This is a genomic window from Streptomyces solicavernae, assembly GCF_029968095.1.
In the GTDB taxonomy this organism is placed as follows: Bacteria; Actinomycetota; Actinomycetes; order Streptomycetales; family Streptomycetaceae; genus Streptomyces; species Streptomyces solicavernae.
Genome location: NZ_JASCIR010000004.1, coordinates 1 through 17,775 on the forward strand (window position 1 = coordinate 1; position 17,775 = coordinate 17,775).

Consider the following 17,775-nt stretch of genomic DNA (forward strand, 5'->3'; position numbering starts at 1 on the left):
GTGTATTGGCTCGCAGGGGCGTCGCGGGCGGGTCCGTGCAAGACCCGCCCGCGCAGACACGCTCAGGCCCGTGCAAGACCCGCCCGCGTGGGCCCGCGCAGACACGCTCAGGCCCGCGCAGACCCGCGCCGCAGGCCCCTCTGAGGCCTCGTACCAACGAATTTGCGCTGGTCGAAAGCCTCGCGTACTGTTGTGTTCACCGACGCGGGGTGGAGCAGCTCGGTAGCTCGCTGGGCTCATAACCCAGAGGTCGCAGGTTCAAATCCTGTCCCCGCTACTGAAACCGAAGGCCCGGATCCGATGCAGGATCCGGGCCTTCGGCATGCACCCGGGCTCAAGGCCGATGGCCCACCGCCTCCGCGTACAGTCTGCGGTCCACCACCTTCTCCTCCGGGACCGCCTCGCCCTCGGCGACGCCCGCCTCGCGGTACGCGGCCTGCAGCCGGTCCGTGGTGCCCGAGCGGATCTCCCAGTCCATCCGGAGCGAGGGCGTCGACCTGAGCACCTGCTCCTCGATCTTCAGCAGCTTCGCCAGCTCGGTGACGAATCCGGGGTCCTTTTTGTAGTCGCCCGCGAAGTATGTGTTGATCGTCCGGATGTACGCGCGCAGGAAGGCGACGCCCGCGTCCGGGTCCTTCTGCAGCAGATTCGGGCCGAACAGCAGGCCGCCGAGGGGCTCGCCCTGCGGCTGGCCGCCCAGGAAGGCGTACTTCTTGTCGCCGTCGACCTTCCGCCACACCGGGTCGAGCAGCCAGGCGGAGTCGACGCCTCCGTTCTCCAGGGCGGTCAGGACGTCGGCGGAGCCGAGTCGGCGGAAGCTGACCTCGTCGAGGCCGCCGCCGTGCTTCTTCAGGGCCTTGCTCATCGGGTACGCGATGACCGAGCCCTTGCCGATCATCGTGCCGAGCGTGCGGCCGGCCATCGGCACGTGGTCCGCGGACTGGCCGTCCTTCAGGCGGACCCACAGGCCGCTGCGGGACTTCGGGTCGGAGGAGTAGTTCGCGGCGACCCACTTGATGGTGAAGCCGCCGTTGATGCCGTTCATCACGGCGGCCTCGGGGGCGGCCCACTGGGCGTCGATCTCCCCCTTGGCGAGCAGCGGCAGGGCGTCCGGCGTGGGCAGCACCTTGACGTCCACGTCCAGGCCCTCCTTCGCGAACTCGCCCTTCTCTACGGCCATTTGGAGCGGAGCCACGTACTCGGCGCTGACGGTTCCGGTGGCGACGGTGAGCTTCCGCTTCTTCTTCAGCTTCTGCGGGGCGGGGGCGCCCTTCTCGCAGCGGGCGGGTGCGCGGTCGGGGGCGAGGTCTTCCGGGTCGGTCCAGCCGTGCGCGGTGCAGCCCTCGACCGGTTCGATGGTGCGGGGTTTCGCCGAGCCGCTGCCGCCGGTGTCGTCCTCTTTCGCACAGCCCGCCGAGGCCGTGGCGAGCAGGGCTGCGGCGAGCAGTGCGATGGGCCAGGTCTTTCTCGTACGTATGCGTATGCGTATGTGTATGCGCATGCGGGGCCTCCGTCGGGGCGTGAGGGTTTCAGGACTGGCCGCGGCCGTGGTCGCGTGGGGCCCAGGGGGTGAGCAACCGGCCGACGAGGCGCACCAGTTCGGAGAAGAGGACGCCGAGTGCGGCGACGCAGACGATGCCGACGAACATGATGTCGTTCTGGAACAGGGCCCTGGAGTCGAAGATCAGGTGCCCCAGGCCCTCGTCGGCGGCGATGGACTCCGAGGCGACGATCACCAGGACGGCGACGCCCGCCGCGATCCGCGCGCCCACGAGCACCGTCGGCAGCGAGGCGGGCAGGAGCACATGCCGGAACATCTGCCAGGGCGTGGCGCCGAAGACCTGGCCGGCGTCGCGGTGCCCGGCCGGGACGGCGAGCACGGCGGCCATGGTCGAGATCCACACGAAGAAGAACACGGTCGCCGCGACCAGGGCGATCTGCGGGCCTTCGCCGAGCCCGAACATGTTGAGGAAGACCGGCAGGAGGGCGAGTTTGGGTACGACGTAGAGCGCGTCGAGGAGCGGTTCGAGTGCCGCCCGTACCAGCGAGAGCGAGCCCATGAGCAGGCCGAGGGCGTAGCCGCTGACCGTGCCGACGGCGTATCCGGCGAGGACGCGCTTCAGGGTCGCCCAGACGTCCGGCCACAGCTCGCCGGCGGCCGCGCGCGCGATGCCGTCCTCCAGGATGGTCTGCGGCGCCGGGTAGACGCGGTCGTCGATCCAGCCCTGGACGGCGGCGAGCTGCCACAGCAGGAGGAGGGCGACGGGCACGGCGGCCGCGAGGGAGAGTTCGAGGGTGCGCCGGCGGCGGTGGGTGCGGACGGGGTCGAGCTCCTGCGGGCCCGGCTCTCTGACCAGCAGGTCCGGATGGGGCGACGTGGCCGTCGTACTCATACGGGCACCGCCTCCGTACGTACCTCGCCGCGCAGAAGTTCCCACAACTCGCCCTTGAGCGCGGTGAATTCGGGGGAGTCGCGGATGTCGCCGGTGCGGGGGCGGGCGAAGGGCGGGCGGCGCTCGGCGATGATGCGGCCGGGGCGCGAGGACATCACCAGGACCCGGTCGCCGAGGACGATCGCCTCTTCGAGGCTGTGGGTGATGAACAGGGTGGTGGTGCGGGTCGCCTGGGTGAGTTCGAGCAGTTCGTCCTGGAGGATCGTGCGCAGCTGGGCGTCGAGCGCGGCGAACGGCTCGTCCATCAGCAGGATCTCGGGTTCTACGGCGAGGGCGCGGGCGATGGCGACGCGCTGCCGCATTCCGCCGGAGAGCGCGCTCGGGTAGGCCTGTGCGAAGTCGGCGAGGCCCATCCGGGCGAGCAGGGCGTGCGCGCGGGCGTCGGCCTCCTTGCGGGGAACGCGCTGGATGTCGAGGCCGAAGCGGACGTTGGCGAGGACCGTCTTCCAGTCGTAGATGCCGTAGTCCTGGAAGATCATCGCCGCCGGGCGGGCCGGGTCCGTACGGATCTCCAGGCGGCCCGAGCTGGGGCGGAGCAGGCCTGCGGCGATGCGGAGGAGTGTGGACTTCCCGCAGCCGGAGGGGCCGACGACACAGGTGAACTCGCCGGGGGCGACGGCCAGGTCTACGGGGCCCAGGGCCTCGGTGCGGGTTCGGCCGCGGCCGAACGTCCGGGTGAGGGAGGTGGCGTGGAGTTTGGGGCGCGGGGCGTCTCTCAGCTGCGGGGCGTCTCTCACGAGGGCTCCTGCGGTGCGGCGGTTTGGCTGGCGCCGCAGGGTATGACGACCCGTCAGATTCTGGAAGAGGGCTGCCTCGCCTGTACGTTCCGGGATCGCCAGGCCCGTGCGCTCCAGGGGGGCTCGCCCGTACGTTCCAGGGCTGCCCGGCCCGTGCGTTCCAGGATTGTCCCGCCTGTACGTTCCAGGGGTATGCCGCCTGTACGTTCCAGGGGTGCCCGGAGGCCGGGAGGGTCAGGCCGCCGCGCAACTGGGGCAGACCCCGCGGTACGTGACCTCGACGCCCGAGACCGTGAAGCCGAAGCGCTCCGAGGCGGGGAGGTCGGACAGCGGGTCGCCCGCCGGGTGTACGTCCCGGATCGCGCCGCACTGGGCGCAGACCAGGTGGTGGTGGGGGCGGTGGGCGTTCGGGTCGTACCGCTTCGCCCTGCGGTCGGTGGAGACTTCGAGCACCTCACCGAGGGTGACCAGCTCGCCGAGCGTGTTGTAGACGGTGGCCCGCGAGATCTCCGGGAGCTTCGTCACGGCGCGCGCGTGCACCTCGTCGGCCGTCAGGTGTACGTGGTCCCCGTCGAGGACCTCTGCCACGACGCGCCGCTGCGCGGTCAGGCGCCAGCCGCGCCCGCGCAGTCGTTCCAAGAGGTCACTCATGGGGGTCAGCCTAACAGTCGGAAGGCTTCAGTCCCGACCGGGTGTGGGTCTGGATGCCTGCTTGACTTAGACATTGTCTATCGTAGGATCGAGTTCGGAAATAGCCAAGGGACAGGACCCGTCGGGAATGACGCAGGAGGCGCACGTGACGCAGGGACCGCTGACCACGGAGGCCGGTGCTCCGGTCGCTGACAACCAGAACAGCGAGACGGCCGGTGTCGGCGGGCCTGTGCTCGTCCAGGACCAGCTGCTGCTTGAGAAGCTGGCGCACTTCAACCGGGAGCGGATCCCGGAGCGCATCGTGCACGCCCGCGGGGCCGGGGCGTACGGCACGTTCACGGTGACCGCGGACGTGACGCAGTACACGCGGGCCAAGTTCCTCTCCGAGGTCGGCAAGCAGACCGAGACGTTCCTGCGGTTCTCGACCGTGGCGGGCAACCTCGGCGCGGCCGACGCGGTGCGCGACCCGCGCGGCTGGGCGCTGAAGTTCTACACCGAGGAGGGCAACTACGACCTCGTCGGCAACAACACCCCGGTGTTCTTCATCAAGGACGCCATCAAGTTCCCGGACTTCATCCACACCCAGAAGCGCGACCCGTACACCGGCTCGCAGGAGGCGGACAACGTCTGGGACTTCTGGGGGCTCAGCCCCGAGGCCACGCACCAGGTGACCTGGCTCTTCGGTGACCGCGGCATCCCCGCCTCGTACCGCCACATGAACGGGTACGGATCGCACACCTTCCAGTGGAACAACGAGGCCGGCGAGGTCTTCTGGGTCAAGTACCACTTCAAGACCGACCAGGGGATCAAGAACCTGACCGCCGGGGAGGCGGAGCTGCTCGCGGGCAAGGACCCCGACTCGCACCAGCGTGACCTGCGGGAGTCCATCGAGCGCGGCGAGTTCCCGAGCTGGACCGTGCAGGTGCAGATCATGCCGGCGGCGGACGCGGCGAACTACCGCTTCAACCCCTTCGACCTCACCAAGGTGTGGCCGCACGAGGACTACCCGCCGATCGAGATCGGCAAGCTGGAGCTCAACCGCAACCCGGAGAACATCTTCGCCGAGGTCGAGCAGTCCATCTTCAGCCCCGCCCACTTCGTGCCGGGCATCGGTCCCTCGCCGGACAAGATGCTCCAGGGCCGCCTCTTCGCGTACGGCGACGCCCACCGGTACCGCGTCGGCATCAACGCCGACCACCTTCCGGTGAACCGCCCGCACGCCACCGAGGCGCGTACGCACGCGCGGGACGGCTTCCTGTACGACGGCCGCCACAAGGGCGCGAAGAACTACGAGCCGAACTCCTTCGGCGGGCCGCACCAGACCGACCGCCCGCTGTGGGCGTCGAGCGCGGTGACCGGCGGCACCGGCAACCACGCGGCCGCCGTGCACGCCGAGGACGACGACTTCGTGCAGGCGGGCAACCTCTACCGGCTGATGTCCGAGGACGAGAAGGGCCGCCTGGTCGACAACCTGGCGGGCTTCATCGCCAAGGTCTCGCGGGACGACATCGCCGAGCGCGCGATCGGGAACTTCCGTCGCGCGGACGGAGACTTCGGCAAGCGTCTGGACACCGCGGTCCAGGCCCTGCGCGGCTGACCAGGTCGTTTGCCGTAGGCCGGAGGGCCGGACGCCAATTGGGAGCCAATTGGGGTCCGGCCCTCTCGGCGTCGAGGGGTGGTGGGGCGGTCAGGCCTGGAGGGCCGCGCCCGCGTGGCGGTGGCGTGGGGCCCAGCAGCGGATGATGTCGCGCACGGAGACGATGCCGACCGGCTCCTTGTGGTCGAGCACGATCAGGTGCCGGAAGCCGCCGTGTGTCATGGCGTCGGCGGCCTCCTCCAGGGTCCACGACGGTGCGGCGAAGACCACGTCGGTCGTGGTGTGGGTGCTCGCGGTCTCCTGGTCCGGATCCTGGTTCGCGCCGAGGGAGTTGAGGATGTCGCGCTCGGTGAGAATGCCGAGGCCGCCGGCGTCGGTGTCGAGGACGACCGCTGCGCCGACCCGGCGGGCGGACATCAGCTTGGCGGCCTGGCGGAGGGTGTGGTCGGGTCCGATCGTGAGGACCATCGTGCTCATGGCGTCGCGGACGAGCATGGGCTGAAGCCACCTCCTGAGGGTTGCGACAAGTGATTCGTCCTTCAAAGAGAAGGGATTCACAAGTTCACAAGTAGGGGGACTCTCAGAGTGGCAGGTCCACGGAGGGTCAACAAGGGGAAGCGCGGGGCGACCCGCCTCAGTACCGCTGGTTGAGGTACCCGAGCAGCTCGTCGTGCAGCTGCCCGTTGGACGCCGCCGCGTTGCCGCTGTGCGGGCCGGGCGTGCCGTCGAGCCCGGTGAAGCTGCCGCCCGCCTCGGTCACCACGATCGCGGTGGCCGCCATGTCCCACAGCGACAGCTCGGGCTCCGCGCAGATGTCGACCGAGCCCTCGGCCACCATCATGTACGGCCAGAAGTCGCCGTACCCGCGCGTGCGCCAGCAGGCCCGCGTCAGGTCCAGGAAGCCGTCGAGGCGGCCCTGCTCCTCCCAGCCGCTCAGCGAGGAGTACGCGAACGAGGCGTCGGAGACCTGGGAGACGTTCGAGACCTGCAGCTTCGTCGCGGAGGTGAGGCTGCGCCCGGTGTACGCGCCCGAGCCCTTCGCCGCCCACCAGCGACGGCCGAGCGCGGGGGCGGAGACGACGCCGACCACCGGCTGGTAGCCCCCCTCGCCCGCTTCCATCAGGGAGATCAGGGTGGCCCACACCGGCACCCCGCGTACGTAGTTCTTCGTGCCGTCGATCGGGTCGATCACCCAGCGGCGGGGGCCCGTGCCCTCGATGCCGTACTCCTCGCCGAGGATCGCGTCGCGCGGGCGGGCGCGCTGCAGCTGGCCGCGGATCAGCTCCTCGGCCGCCTTGTCCGCCTCGCTGACCGGCGTCATGTCCGGCTTCGTCTCGACCTTCAGGTCGAGGGCCTTGAACCGGTCCATGGTCGCGCGGTCCGCGGCGTCGGCGAGGACATGGGCGAGACGCAGATCATCGAGATAGTCGGGCATGAGCGAACAGTATCGACCGCGCCGGATCAGGACCACATGGCCCTCTGGCCCTCTCAGATCCCGCTGGCCCCCTCAGGTCCCTCTGTCCCCTCAGATCCCTCTGACCCCGTCAGATCCCGCTGGTGCGCGAACTCTTGACAGTGCGTACGGTCACGTCAACTCTGCCTACGAAGCCGCAACCTACGCCGGGGTGCCGCCCGGCCGGGGAGGCAACGATGCCGGCAGCGCGGGAGTCACTGCTCGATGCGGCCTGCACGTCCCTGGCGCGCAAGCCGTGGCCGGCGGTGCGCATGGTCGACGTCGCCGCGCTCGCCGGGGTGTCCCGGCAGACCCTCTACAACGAGTTCGGCAGCAAGGACGGGCTGGCGCGCTCGCTGGTGCGCCGCGAGGCCGACCGCTACCTGGCCGGGGTCGACCGGGCCCTCGCCGAGGGCGGGCTGCCCGCCGCGGCCGACTGGACCGTGACGAGCGCAGGCGCGAACGCCCTGCTCAGGGCACTGCTCACCGGATGCTGGCCGGCCGGGCTGCCCGCCCCGGCGTCCGCCGCGGTGCCCTCCACCTCGCCGGTCCCGGCCCAGCGGAGGGCGGACCGGTCGCTGCCCTCGCCCGCCGAGGTCGTCGCCCTGGTCCGGGACCGGGCCGTCGCCGCGCTCGCCCCCGCCTCGGCTCCCGACTCGGCCCGCGCCGCCCTGGCCGCGGAGTGCGAGCTGGCGCTCCGCCTGGCCCTGTCGTGCCTGCTCGCGCCCGCGGGGGAGTGCGGTACGGCGGGGCTCGTACGGGAAGCGGTCGGCCCGGGGGCGTATGGGGCGGGCGGGTGAGCGGGGGGTCCGGGTTGCCGCGGTCCGGATGAGCGAGGCGGTCCGGGTTGCCGCGGTCCGGGTGAGCGGGCGGTCCGGGTGCGTGCGGGACGGGTGAGCGGGCGGTCCGGGTGCGTGCGGGACGGGCGGGTGGGCCCGGCGGCTCAGTGCGCCCCGCCGGAGAGCTGGAGCCCGATGACGCCCACGATGACCAGGGTGATCGAGACCAGCTTCAGCGTGGAGACCACGTCGCCGAGGAAGACCATGCCGTAGATGGCCGTGCCCGCGGCGCCGATGCCCGTCCACACCGCGTACGCCGGGCCGACGTCGAGCCGCTTCAGGGCGAGCGTCAGCAGACCGAAGCTGCTCAGCGCGAAGACCGCGAAGGACACCGTCGGCCAGAGCCGGGTGAAACCGTGGGAGAGCTTGAGGCAGACCGCGAAGCCGGTCTCCAGGATTCCGGCGACGATGACCAGCAGCCACGCCATGGTTGTCCGCCTCCTGCGCCTCGATGTCCGCCTCGTTGCGTCTGCTTCAACCGGAAACGGGCCGGGCGTCCGGCTCGGTGCGGTGCCATGCGATGCGATTATGCCTGCACCGTTCGGCCCGGACGGCACACCACGACGAGGTCAGTCCCCCTCGCGCCGCTCTCTCGTGGCGAGCAGCCGCCGCAGCGAGTACAGCCTGGCCGGGTCGGCGTGACCCTCCTCCACCCACGCGCCGAGCGCGCAGTCCTGCTCGTCGTGGCTGCAGGCGCGCGGGCACTCCGTCGTGCCCGGCTCCAGATCGGGGAAGGCGTGGATGACGCGGGACGGGTCGACGTGGTGCAGGCCGAAGGAGCGCACGCCCGGAGTGTCGATCACCCAGCCCTCGGCGTCCGTCAGTGGCAGCGCCAGCGCGGACGTCGTCGTGTGCCGTCCGCGGCCCGTGACGGCGTTGACATGTCCCGTCGTCCGCCGGCGGTCCTTCGGCACCAGGGCGTTGACCAGCGTCGTCTTGCCCACGCCCGAGTGGCCGACGAACGCCGTGACGTGTCCGTCGAGCAATTCCCGCACCCGGTCCGCCGCTTCCCCGTCGGCCAGCTCCTCGCGGCTCGTCACCACGTACGGGAAATCCAGGGCGCCGTAGGCCTCCAGGAGTTCGTCGGCCGGGGCGAGGTCGGACTTGGTGAGGACGAGGAGGGGTTCGAGGCCCGCGTCGTACGCCGCGACCAGGCAGCGGTCGATGAGGCGGGGGCGCGGCTCGGGGTCGGCGAGGGCGGTGACGATCGCCAGCTGGTCGGCGTTGGCGACGACGACGCGTTCGTACGGGTCGTCGTCGTCCGCCGTGCGGCGCAGGACCGAGCTGCGCTTCTCGATGCGCACGATGCGGGCCAGGGTGTCCTTCTTGCCGGACAGGTCCCCGACGACCGCCACCCGGTCACCCACGACCGCCGCCTTGCGGCCCAGCTCGCGGGCCTTCATCGCCATCACGACCCGGTCCTCGACGAGGCAGGTCAGCCGCCCCCGGTCCACGGTGAGGACCATGCCCTCGGCGGCATCCTCGTGCTTGGGCCTGATGTGGGTGCGGGGGCGGTTGCCCTTGCGGTTGGGGCGGACCCGGATGTCGTCCTCGTCGGGGTTCTTGCCGTAGCGGCGCATCGCGGTGCCTTATCCCTGCCGGTTCCCGGGCTGGTTCCCGAGCTGGTTCCCGAGCATCGTGGTCCACATGTCGGGGAAGTCCGGCAGGGTCTTCGCCGTCGTCGCGACGTTCTCGATCTGCACGCCCTCGACCGCGAGCCCGATCACCGAGCCAGCCGTCGCCATGCGGTGATCGTCGTACGTGTGGAACGTGCCGCCGTGCAGTGCGCGGGGGCGGATGTGCAGGCCGTCGGCGGTCTCCGTGACGTCACCGCCGAGGCCGTTGATCTCCTTGGTGAGCGCGGCCAGGCGGTCCGTCTCGTGCAGCCGCAGGTGGGCCACCCCGCGCAGCGTGGACGGGCCGTCGGCGAGCGCGGCGACGGCGGCGATCACCGGGGTGAGCTCGCCGACCTCGCTCAGGTCCACGTCGATCCCGTGGATCTTGCCGGAGCCGGTGAACTCCAGGCCCTTCTCCGTCAGTTCGCAGCTGCCGCCCATCTCCGTGAAGATCTGGCGCAGCCGGTCGCCGGGCTGCGTGGTGCGCTCCGGCCAGTCGGGGATGGTGACCCGGCCGCCGGTGACCAGGGCCGCCGCCAGGAACGGCTGGGCGTTGGACAGGTCCGGCTCGATCGTCAGGTCACGCCCCGACAGCGGGCCCGGGGCGACCTTCCATACGTTCGGCTCGCCGCCCGACTCCGGCTCCTCCACCTGGGCGCCGACCTCGCGCAGCATGTCGACCGTCATCCGGATGTGCGCCATGGACGGCAGGCTGCTGCCGACGTGGCGCACCTCCACGCCCTCCTCGAAGCGCGGCGCCGACAGCAGCAGTGCGCTCACGAACTGAGAGGACGAGGACGCGTCGATCTCGACCCGGCCGCCCTTCAGGGCACCGGCGCCGTGCACCGTCAGCGGCAGGGAACCCCGGCCCTCGTCGTCGATCTCCGCGCCGAGTGCGCGCAGCGCGTCGATCACGCCGTGCAGCGGGCGCTCGTACGACCTCGGGTCGCCGTCGAAGCGCACCGGGCCGTCGGCCAGCACGGCGACCGGGGGGACGAAGCGCATGACCGTGCCCGCGTTGCCCACGTCGACCGTGGCAGGGGCGCGCAGCGCGGCGGGTGTGACGCGCCAGGCCTCGGCGCCGTCGGATCCGGTCTCCTCCTCGATGCCGACGCCGAGGGCGCGCAGGGCGGCGGCCATCAGGAGGGTGTCGCGGGAGCGCAGCGGGCGGCGCAGGACGCCCGGCTCGGTGGCGAGGGCAGCCAGGACGAGGGCGCGGTTGGTGACCGACTTGGAACCGGGCACGTGGACCGTCGCGTCGACGGCTCCGCTCGCGGTCGGGGCGGGCCAGAGGGCGGTGTGCGCGGCATTCTCGGTCATGCCCACACTTTAATCGCTGCGCCCGCGCCCGGATTTTGCCTGTGGATAACTCTCGTACGCCGCCCGGGAAGTCGTATTACCCCTGGTCGGGACCGGTGGTCGGGGCTGGTGGCCGGGGCCGGTGGCCGGGGCCGGTGGCCGGGGCTGGTCTCACAGATCGAGAAGCCACCGTCCGCCGCCGAGCAGCGAGCAGATCGAGACCGCGTGGAACAGGAACAGCCAGAGCCAGGCCGGGACATGCGTGAGCCGCGACAGCTGGTCGGCGTCGGAGTCCGGCGCCCCGCCGTGGCGTCGCTTGCCCTGCAGCTCGAAGGCCGGGCGCACCCCGCCGAGCAGCAGGAACCAGACCACCACATACGCGAACAGCGCCTGCACCTCGGGGGCGGCCAGCCAGGAGACCAGCACGAACGCGCCGCCGGTGACGATCACCGTGAGGGCGCCGTAGGCGTTGCGGATCATCACGAGCAGGGCGAGGAGCAGGGCCGTCGCCAGCCAGAGCAGCAGCGTGATGTGGTGCGCGGCGAGCAGCCAGGCGCCGCCGAGGCCGAGCAGCGGCGGGGCGGTGTAGCCCGCGGCCGCGGTCAGGATCATGCCGATGCCGGTGGGCTTGCCGCGGCTGACGGTCAGGCCCGAGGTGTCGCTGTGCAGCCGGATGCCGTCGAGCTTGCGGCCGGTGAGCAGCGCGATCAGGCCGTGCCCGCCCTCGTGCGCGATGGTGATGGCGTTGCGGCTGAGCCGCCACAGGCCGTGCGGGACGACCGCGGCGAGGGCGACCACCGCCGTGGCGATCACCAGCCACAGGTCCGGGTCCGGCTGAGTGCCGAAGACGCGGTCCCACAGGTCGGCCATGGCCGTGGCTGAGGTGGTGTGCATACGCGGAACAGGCTCCCGTCTCGGTACGACGATCTGGCAGTGTGGCACGTATGTGCGGACGGTATGCATCCAGTCGTGGGCCCGAGGATCTCGCGGACGCCTTCGAGGTCGAGAAGTGGGAGCCGAAGGAGGCGCTCGCCGCGAACTACAACGTGGCCCCGACCGATGAGGTGTACGCGGTCCTCGACCGCCCCCTCAAGGACGCGTCCGACCGCACTCCGGTTCGCCAGCTGCGCACTCTGAAGTGGGGCCTCGTCCCGTCCTGGGCCAAGTCGCCCGAGGGCGGCGCCCGGATGATCAACGCACGCGCGGAGACGGTGCACGAGAAGCCCGCGTACCGCCGGGCGTTCGCCGCCCGCCGCTGCATCCTGCCCGCCGACGGCTACTACGAGTGGGTGACCGGCTCCGTCGAGCGGAACCTGGAGGTCGAGGGCAAGAAGAAGCGCCCCCGTAAGCAGCCCTATTTCGTCACCCCGGCCGACGGCTCGGTCTTCGCGATGGCCGGGCTCTACGAGTTCTGGCGCGACCGCACGCTCCCGGACGACCACCCGCAGGGCTGGTGGGTGACGTGCTCGGTGATCACCACGGAGGCGGAGACCGGCCCCCTGGGCGTCGCCCCCGCAGACGGCCCGCAGTCGCTCTCCGACATCCACCCGCGGATGCCGCTGATGCTGACCCCGGACCGCTGGGACGCCTGGCTCGACCCGAGGCACACCGACGTGGAGGACCTGCGTTCCCTGCTGGCCGCGCCGCCCGAGGGCCTGATGCGCGCGTATCCGGTGTCGACGGCGGTGAGCAACGTACGCAACGACGGGCCCGAGCTGCTGAAGGAGCTGGAGGGGCCGGAGGAGGGCACCCTCTTCTGAGGTGCCGTTCCGGAAACCGGCACACGCGCGGAGCGGAAACCGGCACACGCGCGGAGCGGAAACCGGCACAGGCGCGGAGCGGAAACCGGCACACGCGCGGAGCGGAAACCGGCACACGCGCGGAGCGGAAACCGGCACACGCGCGGAGCGGAAACCGGCACACGCGCGGAGCGGAAGTCCCGCACGCGCGCGGGGCGGCAGGATGGGACCGTGACCAAGAACGAGACCCTTGTCGAAACCCCGGCGGGACCGGCCAGGATCACCTGGCTTCCCGCGAAGAAGGCGCAGCTCGTCCTCGCCGTCAGCCACGGCGCGGGCGGCGGCGTCCAGGCCCGCGACCTGCAGGCGCTCGCCGCCGAACTTCCCGGGCAGGGCGTGACCGTGGCCCTCGTCGAGCAGCCCTGGCGGGTGGCCGGGAAGAAGGTCGCGCCCGCCCCGAAGACCCTGGACACCGGCTGGCGCGCGCTCTGGCCGGTGCTGCAGGAACCCGGCCTGCCTGTGATCGCCGGCGGCCGCAGCGCGGGCGCGCGCGTGGCCTGTCGTACGGCGAAGGAGCTGGGCGCGCACGCCGCGCTCGCCCTGAGCTTCCCGCTGCACCCGCCGGGCAGGCCGGAGAAGTCACGCGCCGACGAACTGCTCGGCAGCGGGGTGCCGACCCTCGTCGTGCAGGGCGGCAACGACCCCTTCGGCAGGCCCGCCGAGTTCCCGGCCGGGGGCTCGTACGAGCTGGTGGAGGTTCCGTACGGCGATCACGGGTTCGCGGTGCCGAAGCGGGCGGAGATCGGGCAGGAGGAGGCCGTCGCGGTGATCACGAGCGCGGTTTCCGCCTGGATCAAGGAACTTCGGGGGTAGCGGGCGGTTTCGTGCGCGGCTTCACACTCACGCGCGGCTTCCTTCGCGGTTTCACGCGCGGCGTCGGGAATGCTGAAGCCCTGACTGCTGTTGTGGCGGACGTCAGCCGAGAACGCAGAGTGTGAGGGAGTCCGCCGCATGGGTTCGATCGCCTGCCCGAGCCGCGCCAGCGCCGCCGACCTGGGAAGGTCCATGCTGGCTGCGGCCAAGACCGCCCCTATTCGGGCGGCGGGCGGACCGGATCGTCGTCTATCCTCCGATTCGAGCGGGGTCGGCCTCGATCCCGTCACGTCGCTTGAGGAGGTGGGTCAGGTCACTGGGACCGACGAGGGCCGTGCGCAGAAGGCGGCGGAGGAGAGCGCTGTCGAGCGCAACGCCCGCTTCGAGCGCGACGCGCTTGAGTTCCTCGACCAGATGTACTCGGCCGCGCTGCGGATGACGCGCAACCCTGCCGACGCCGAGGACCTGGTGCAGGAGACCTACGCGAAGGCGTACGCGTCCTTCCACCAGTTCCGCGAGGGCACCAACCTGAAGGCGTGGCTCTACCGCATCCTCACCAATACGTTCATCAACTCGTACCGCAAGAAGCAGCGCGAACCCCAGCGCAGCGCTGCCGAGGAGATCGAGGACTGGCAGCTGGCACGCGCCGAGTCGCACATGTCGACCGGACTGCGCTCCGCCGAGTCGCAGGCCCTCGACCGGCTGCCCGACTCGGATGTGAAGGACGCCCTGCAAGCGATCCCCGAGGAGTTCCGCATCGCCGTCTATCTGGCCGATGTCGAGGGCTTTGCCTACAAGGAGATCGCGGACATCATGGGAACCCCCATCGGTACGGTGATGTCCCGGCTGCACCGCGGCAGGCGACAGCTGCGCGGCATGCTTGAGGACTACGCGAAGGACCGCGGCCTCGTCCCCGCGGGCGCCGCGACCGGCGCGACGGAGTCGTCGAACGGAACGAAAGGCTCAGGCTCATGAGCTGCGGAGAGCCGCACGAGACGGACTGCTCTGAGGTCCTGGACCATCTCTATGAGTTCCTGGACCACGAGATGCCCGACAGTGACTGCACCAAGTTCGAGACGCACTTCGAGGAGTGCTCGCCGTGCTTGGAGAAGTACGGCCTGGAGCAGGCCGTGAAGAAGCTGGTCAAGAGGTGCTGCGGGCACGACGACGTACCGACCGACCTGCGCGCCAAGGTGATGGGCCGGATCGACCTGATCCGCTCCGGCCAGGCCGTGCCCGAGCACGACCTGACCGCCGCCCCGCCCGAGCCGGAGCAGTCGGCCGCGCAGCGTCGCTCCGCGCCGTCCCCCTCGCCCCAGGAGTCCTGAACTCCGTTCCTGTCCCGCCCCCGGAGTCCTGAACTCCGTTCCTGTCCCGCCCCCGGAGTCCTGAACTCCGTTCCTGTCTCGCCTCAGGAGTCCTGAACTCCGTTTCCGTGACGGAGAGTTGAGGCTCTCCGGGGCGCATCGTGGGCGTCCGTGCGACACCGTCACCCGATGGTGCGAATCCGCGGTCGCATAAGCCGCGGAATCACTCGATCCTCTCTCCCCGCGAGCGCCGCCGTCCTATTCTCCGGAATCTGAACGGCTCGGCGGCGCAGGGGGAGGAGAGCGTGATGCGGTCTGTTCCCCTCTGGGCCGGTGTCTACATCGGCCTCACCGCGACCGGCGCCGCCCTGTGCGCGGCCCCCGCCCTCGCCCCGTCCGCCGGCACCCCCTGGGGCGCGGTCGGCCTGCTCGCCGTGCTGTACGCGGGGTGCGAGCAGATCACCCGCTGCCGGTTCATCGGGCGCCGGGCGCCGCGCAGCATGGCCGGCTTCTTCCCCGTCCTGCTCGCCGGGGTGTTCCTCGTGCCGCCCGCCGCGGCCGCGCTCGTCGCCGTGCCCGGCGCGGCCCTCGCCCGGGTCGAGCTCGGGCCCGCGCCGCCCCGCCGGATCTGGCGCCCCGCGCGGTACGGCCTCGCCTGCTGGGCCGCGGCGAGCGTCCATGTCGCTTTGGGCGGGCGGGAGTTGCTGGCCGCCGGTACGCCCGCCGCACCCGACTTCCCGCTGGCGCTCGCGCCCGCCGCTGCCGCCGCGCTCGTCTTCGCCCTCGTCGTGGCGGCGCTCGACGGCGGCATCCTGGCGACCGCCGAGCGGGTCCCGCTGCGCGCCGCCTGGCGCGGCCTCTTCCCGCGCTCGCTCGCTCCCGTCCTCGTGCACGGCTTCGCCGGGCTGATGATGGCCGTGCTCTGGCGCAGCCCGTACGGGGCGCTGGCCGCGCTGCTCGTGCTGCTGCCGATGTACATCTCCTGCTGGGTGTTCGCCCAGTACCACCGCGAGCGGTCCGCCCACCAGGCCACCATCCGGGCACTGGTGCAGGCCGTCGACATCAAGGACGAGTACACGCGCGGGCACAGCGAGCGCGTCGGCGAGGCCTCCGTCCTCATCGCGCGGGAACTCGGCATGGAGGACGAGCGGGTCGAGGTCCTCCGCTTCGCCGGGATCCTGCACGACGTCGGCAAACTCGGCGTTCCCACCCGGCTGTTGCGCAAGGACGGACCGCTCACCCCCGAGGAGCGCCGCGTCATCGAGCTGCACCCGGAGTACGGGCACGAGATGGTGCGCGGCATCGGCTTCCTCGGCGAGGCCCGTTCGGCGATCCTGCACCACCACGAACGGCTCGACGGCAGCGGCTACCCGTACGGATTGATGGGCAGGCAGATCCCGGAGTTCGCACGGGTGGTGGCCGTCGCCGACGCCTTCGACGCGATGACCTCGACCCGGTCCTACCGGCGCGGGCGGCCCGTCGCCGACGCGCTCACCGAGCTGAAGCGGTGCGCGGGACGGCAGTTCGATCCGCAGATGGTACGGGCCCTCGTCCGCGCCCTCGACCGGCACGGCTGGCGCCCCGCCGTCACCTCCGACGAACCCGAGGCCCAGCAGGCGGCAGCCGCATCCGCAGCCCGAGCCGGCGGGGCCGCCGCACCCGTGGCAACCGCCGACCCCGCACCCGCCGCCGACCCCGCACCCGCCACCGACCCTGCCGCCGTACCCGTGCCCCACCCGCGCTCCACCCGGACTCCGCTCGCCGGGGACCTCCCGAGATGACCCGCAAGCCGACACCCCGCAACCCGCCCCCGCGCAACCTCGCGCCCCATAACCCCGCCCCCCGCAACTCCGCGCCTCCCCGCAACTCCGCGCCGCCCCGCAACCCCACCCCCCGCAAACCCCCCGCCCGCCACCCCCGCGTCCCGCTCCCCGTGCGGGCCGTGCACGTCGGGGCCGGGCTGCTCGCCGCCGGTGCGCTGGCGCACGTGCTGTGGTCCGGGCTTGCCGAGCGCGGTGTGGCCCTCGCCTTCGGCGCGCTCGTCGTCGTCGGCGAGCTGGCCCGCAGGGGCGACGGCGGCCAGGAGGAGCCCCAGGAGCGCGAGCCCGCACCGCTCGGCGCCGCCGGGGCGCTCGCGTACGCCCTGCTCGGCGAGAACGCCGGGCAGCCCACGTACCACGGCGTGCTGCAGGTGGTCGCCGTGACCGCGGCGGCATTCCTGGTCGGAGCCGTGCCGCAGCTCGCGCGCGGGCGGGCGCCCACGCCCGACCACATGGCGCGCCGCGTCCTGACCGTCGCCTTCGCCTCGGTCTGCTTCCAACCCCTGTACAACTCGGGCAAGTTCGCCGAGCTGATCGGCCACGGCCCGTACTACGCGCTGTGGCTGGTCGTGCTCGTCGCGCTCACCGGACTGTGCGACGCCGTGCTCGCCGCCGCCCTCGTGCGTGCCCGCACCCAGTGGCCGTACGGGCCGCTGCTCCGCGACGAACTGCGGGCCAAGCGCGGCATCGGCTCGGCGGTCGGGGCGAGCGGCGCGGTGATGGCGCTCGCGGTGGCCGTGGCCGGGCTGTGGGCGCTGCCGCTGTTCAGCCTGCCGCTGCTGCTCACCCAGCTCTCCTTCAGCCGGTACGCGGCCGTGCGCACGACCTACCGCCAGACCATCACGTCCCTGGCGCGCGCCACCGAGATCGCCGGGTACACCCCGCAGGGCCACGCCCGCCGCGTCGCCGCCCTCAGCCGCGCCGTCGGCCGTGACCTGGGCCTCTCCGGGGCCGACCTGGTGGTCCTGGAGTACGCGGCGCTGATGCACGACATCGGGCAGCTCTCCCTGGTCGACCCCGTGCGGCACGGCGCCACCGCCGACCTGCCCGCCGTGGAGCAGCGCCGGATCGCCCTGCTCGGCGGGGCCGTCGTACGCCAGACCGGGGTGCCGTCCGACGTCGCGGTGGTGGTCGAGCGGCAGGCCGATCCGTACCGTGACCAGCCGCTCACCGCGCGGATCGTGCGGGCGGCGAACGCATACGACGAGATGGCGCGGGGAGAAGGGCCGGGAGGGCCGCTCGCCGCCCTGGAGCGACTGCGCCTCGCCACCGGCCGCGACTACCAGCCGGAGGTCGTCGAGTCCCTCGCCAGAGTCCTCTCCCGGGGCGCCGTGGCCCCGGCCGGCGGATGAGCCCCCGGCCGGCGGATGAGCCGCCCAGTCCCGGTGCCG

General features: G+C 72.0%; 18 protein-coding genes and 1 tRNA gene. 9 read left to right on the top strand and 10 right to left on the bottom strand.

From position 1 onward, the window contains the following. Positions 1 to 203 precede the first annotated feature (203 nt). Positions 204 to 277, top strand: a tRNA-Met gene (locus QIS99_RS06610). Between the two features lie 57 nt (positions 278 to 334). Here QIS99_RS06610 and QIS99_RS06615 read toward each other — a convergent pair. The 4 genes from QIS99_RS06615 to QIS99_RS06630 form a co-directional block, all read right to left on the bottom strand. Beyond that, positions 335 to 1,501, bottom strand: coding sequence for an ABC transporter substrate-binding protein (locus QIS99_RS06615; protein ID WP_282511446.1), 1,167 nt, complete (start codon positions 1,499 to 1,501; stop codon positions 335 to 337). Positions 1,502 to 1,529: 28 nt separating this feature from the next. Next, a complete protein-coding gene (locus QIS99_RS06620) occupies positions 1,530 to 2,393 on the bottom strand; it encodes an ABC transporter permease (protein WP_282511447.1) in 864 nt (287 codons plus the stop codon). Next, positions 2,390 to 3,190, bottom strand: a complete 801-nt coding sequence (locus QIS99_RS06625; RefSeq protein ID WP_282511449.1) for an ABC transporter ATP-binding protein — start codon at positions 3,188 to 3,190, stop codon at positions 2,390 to 2,392. The genes QIS99_RS06620 and QIS99_RS06625 overlap by 4 nt, the downstream gene beginning before the upstream one ends. Before the next feature lie 234 nt (positions 3,191 to 3,424). Further along, positions 3,425 to 3,841, bottom strand: coding sequence for a Fur family transcriptional regulator (locus tag QIS99_RS06630; RefSeq protein ID WP_282511451.1), 417 nt, complete (start codon positions 3,839 to 3,841; stop codon positions 3,425 to 3,427). Positions 3,842 to 3,968: 127 nt separating this feature from the next. On the opposite strand from QIS99_RS06630, the gene QIS99_RS06635 reads away from it, so the two are divergent. Continuing rightward, a complete protein-coding gene (locus QIS99_RS06635; RefSeq protein ID WP_282511453.1) occupies positions 3,969 to 5,438 on the top strand; it encodes a catalase in 1,470 nt (489 codons plus the stop codon). A gap of 90 nt (positions 5,439 to 5,528) precedes the next feature. On the opposite strand, the gene QIS99_RS06640 is transcribed toward QIS99_RS06635, so the two are convergent. Both QIS99_RS06640 and hisN read right to left on the bottom strand, forming a co-directional pair. Continuing rightward, positions 5,529 to 5,933 (bottom strand): CBS domain-containing protein, encoded by a 405-nt coding sequence (locus QIS99_RS06640; RefSeq protein WP_282511455.1) that lies wholly within the window; start codon positions 5,931 to 5,933, stop codon positions 5,529 to 5,531. A gap of 139 nt (positions 5,934 to 6,072) precedes the next feature. Continuing rightward, entirely contained in the window at positions 6,073 to 6,873 is an 801-nt protein-coding gene (hisN, locus tag QIS99_RS06645) for a histidinol-phosphatase (RefSeq protein WP_282511457.1), read from the bottom strand. 215 nt (positions 6,874 to 7,088) lie between these two features. On the opposite strand from hisN, the gene QIS99_RS06650 reads away from it, so the two are divergent. Continuing rightward, complete coding sequence (locus QIS99_RS06650; protein ID WP_282511459.1) at positions 7,089 to 7,691, top strand: TetR/AcrR family transcriptional regulator; 603 nt, start codon at positions 7,089 to 7,091, stop codon at positions 7,689 to 7,691. A gap of 143 nt (positions 7,692 to 7,834) precedes the next feature. On the opposite strand, the gene QIS99_RS06655 is transcribed toward QIS99_RS06650, so the two are convergent. The 4 genes from QIS99_RS06655 to QIS99_RS06670 all read right to left on the bottom strand — a co-directional run bounded on the left by QIS99_RS06655 (position 7,835) and on the right by QIS99_RS06670 (position 11,539). After that, complete coding sequence (locus QIS99_RS06655; RefSeq protein WP_282511461.1) at positions 7,835 to 8,158, bottom strand: DMT family transporter; 324 nt, start codon at positions 8,156 to 8,158, stop codon at positions 7,835 to 7,837. A 141-nt stretch (positions 8,159 to 8,299) separates the two neighbouring features. Next, positions 8,300 to 9,310, bottom strand: a complete 1,011-nt coding sequence (rsgA, locus tag QIS99_RS06660) for a ribosome small subunit-dependent GTPase A (protein WP_282511463.1) — start codon at positions 9,308 to 9,310, stop codon at positions 8,300 to 8,302. Positions 9,311 to 9,319: 9 nt separating this feature from the next. Then, positions 9,320 to 10,666 carry a 3-phosphoshikimate 1-carboxyvinyltransferase gene (aroA, locus tag QIS99_RS06665; RefSeq protein WP_282511465.1) on the bottom strand — a complete coding sequence of 449 codons (1,347 nt, stop codon included), beginning with the start codon at positions 10,664 to 10,666 and terminating at the stop codon, positions 9,320 to 9,322. A 150-nt stretch (positions 10,667 to 10,816) separates the two neighbouring features. Continuing rightward, a complete protein-coding gene (locus QIS99_RS06670; protein WP_282511467.1) occupies positions 10,817 to 11,539 on the bottom strand; it encodes a M50 family metallopeptidase in 723 nt (240 codons plus the stop codon). Positions 11,540 to 11,589: 50 nt separating this feature from the next. Between QIS99_RS06670 and QIS99_RS06675 the strand changes: the two genes are divergently transcribed. From QIS99_RS06675 to QIS99_RS06700, 6 genes are all read left to right on the top strand, one after another. Continuing rightward, positions 11,590 to 12,405 (top strand): SOS response-associated peptidase, encoded by an 816-nt coding sequence (locus QIS99_RS06675; RefSeq protein ID WP_282511469.1) that lies wholly within the window; start codon positions 11,590 to 11,592, stop codon positions 12,403 to 12,405. Positions 12,406 to 12,615: 210 nt separating this feature from the next. Further along, entirely contained in the window at positions 12,616 to 13,257 is a 642-nt protein-coding gene (locus QIS99_RS06680; protein WP_282511471.1) for an alpha/beta hydrolase family protein, read from the top strand. 303 nt (positions 13,258 to 13,560) lie between these two features. Beyond that, positions 13,561 to 14,232 carry a sigma-70 family RNA polymerase sigma factor gene (locus QIS99_RS06685; protein ID WP_408909492.1) on the top strand — a complete coding sequence of 224 codons (672 nt, stop codon included), beginning with the start codon at positions 13,561 to 13,563 and terminating at the stop codon, positions 14,230 to 14,232. Further along, positions 14,229 to 14,585, top strand: coding sequence for a mycothiol system anti-sigma-R factor (rsrA, locus tag QIS99_RS06690; protein ID WP_282511475.1), 357 nt, complete (start codon positions 14,229 to 14,231; stop codon positions 14,583 to 14,585). Before QIS99_RS06685 ends, rsrA begins: the two co-directional genes overlap by 4 nt. 287 nt (positions 14,586 to 14,872) lie before the next feature. Then, entirely contained in the window at positions 14,873 to 16,345 is a 1,473-nt protein-coding gene (locus QIS99_RS06695; protein ID WP_282511477.1) for an HD-GYP domain-containing protein, read from the top strand. Then, positions 16,342 to 17,736, top strand: coding sequence for an HD-GYP domain-containing protein (locus QIS99_RS06700; RefSeq protein WP_282511479.1), 1,395 nt, complete (start codon positions 16,342 to 16,344; stop codon positions 17,734 to 17,736). The genes QIS99_RS06695 and QIS99_RS06700 overlap by 4 nt, the downstream gene beginning before the upstream one ends. Positions 17,737 to 17,775: the final 39 nt, after the last annotated feature.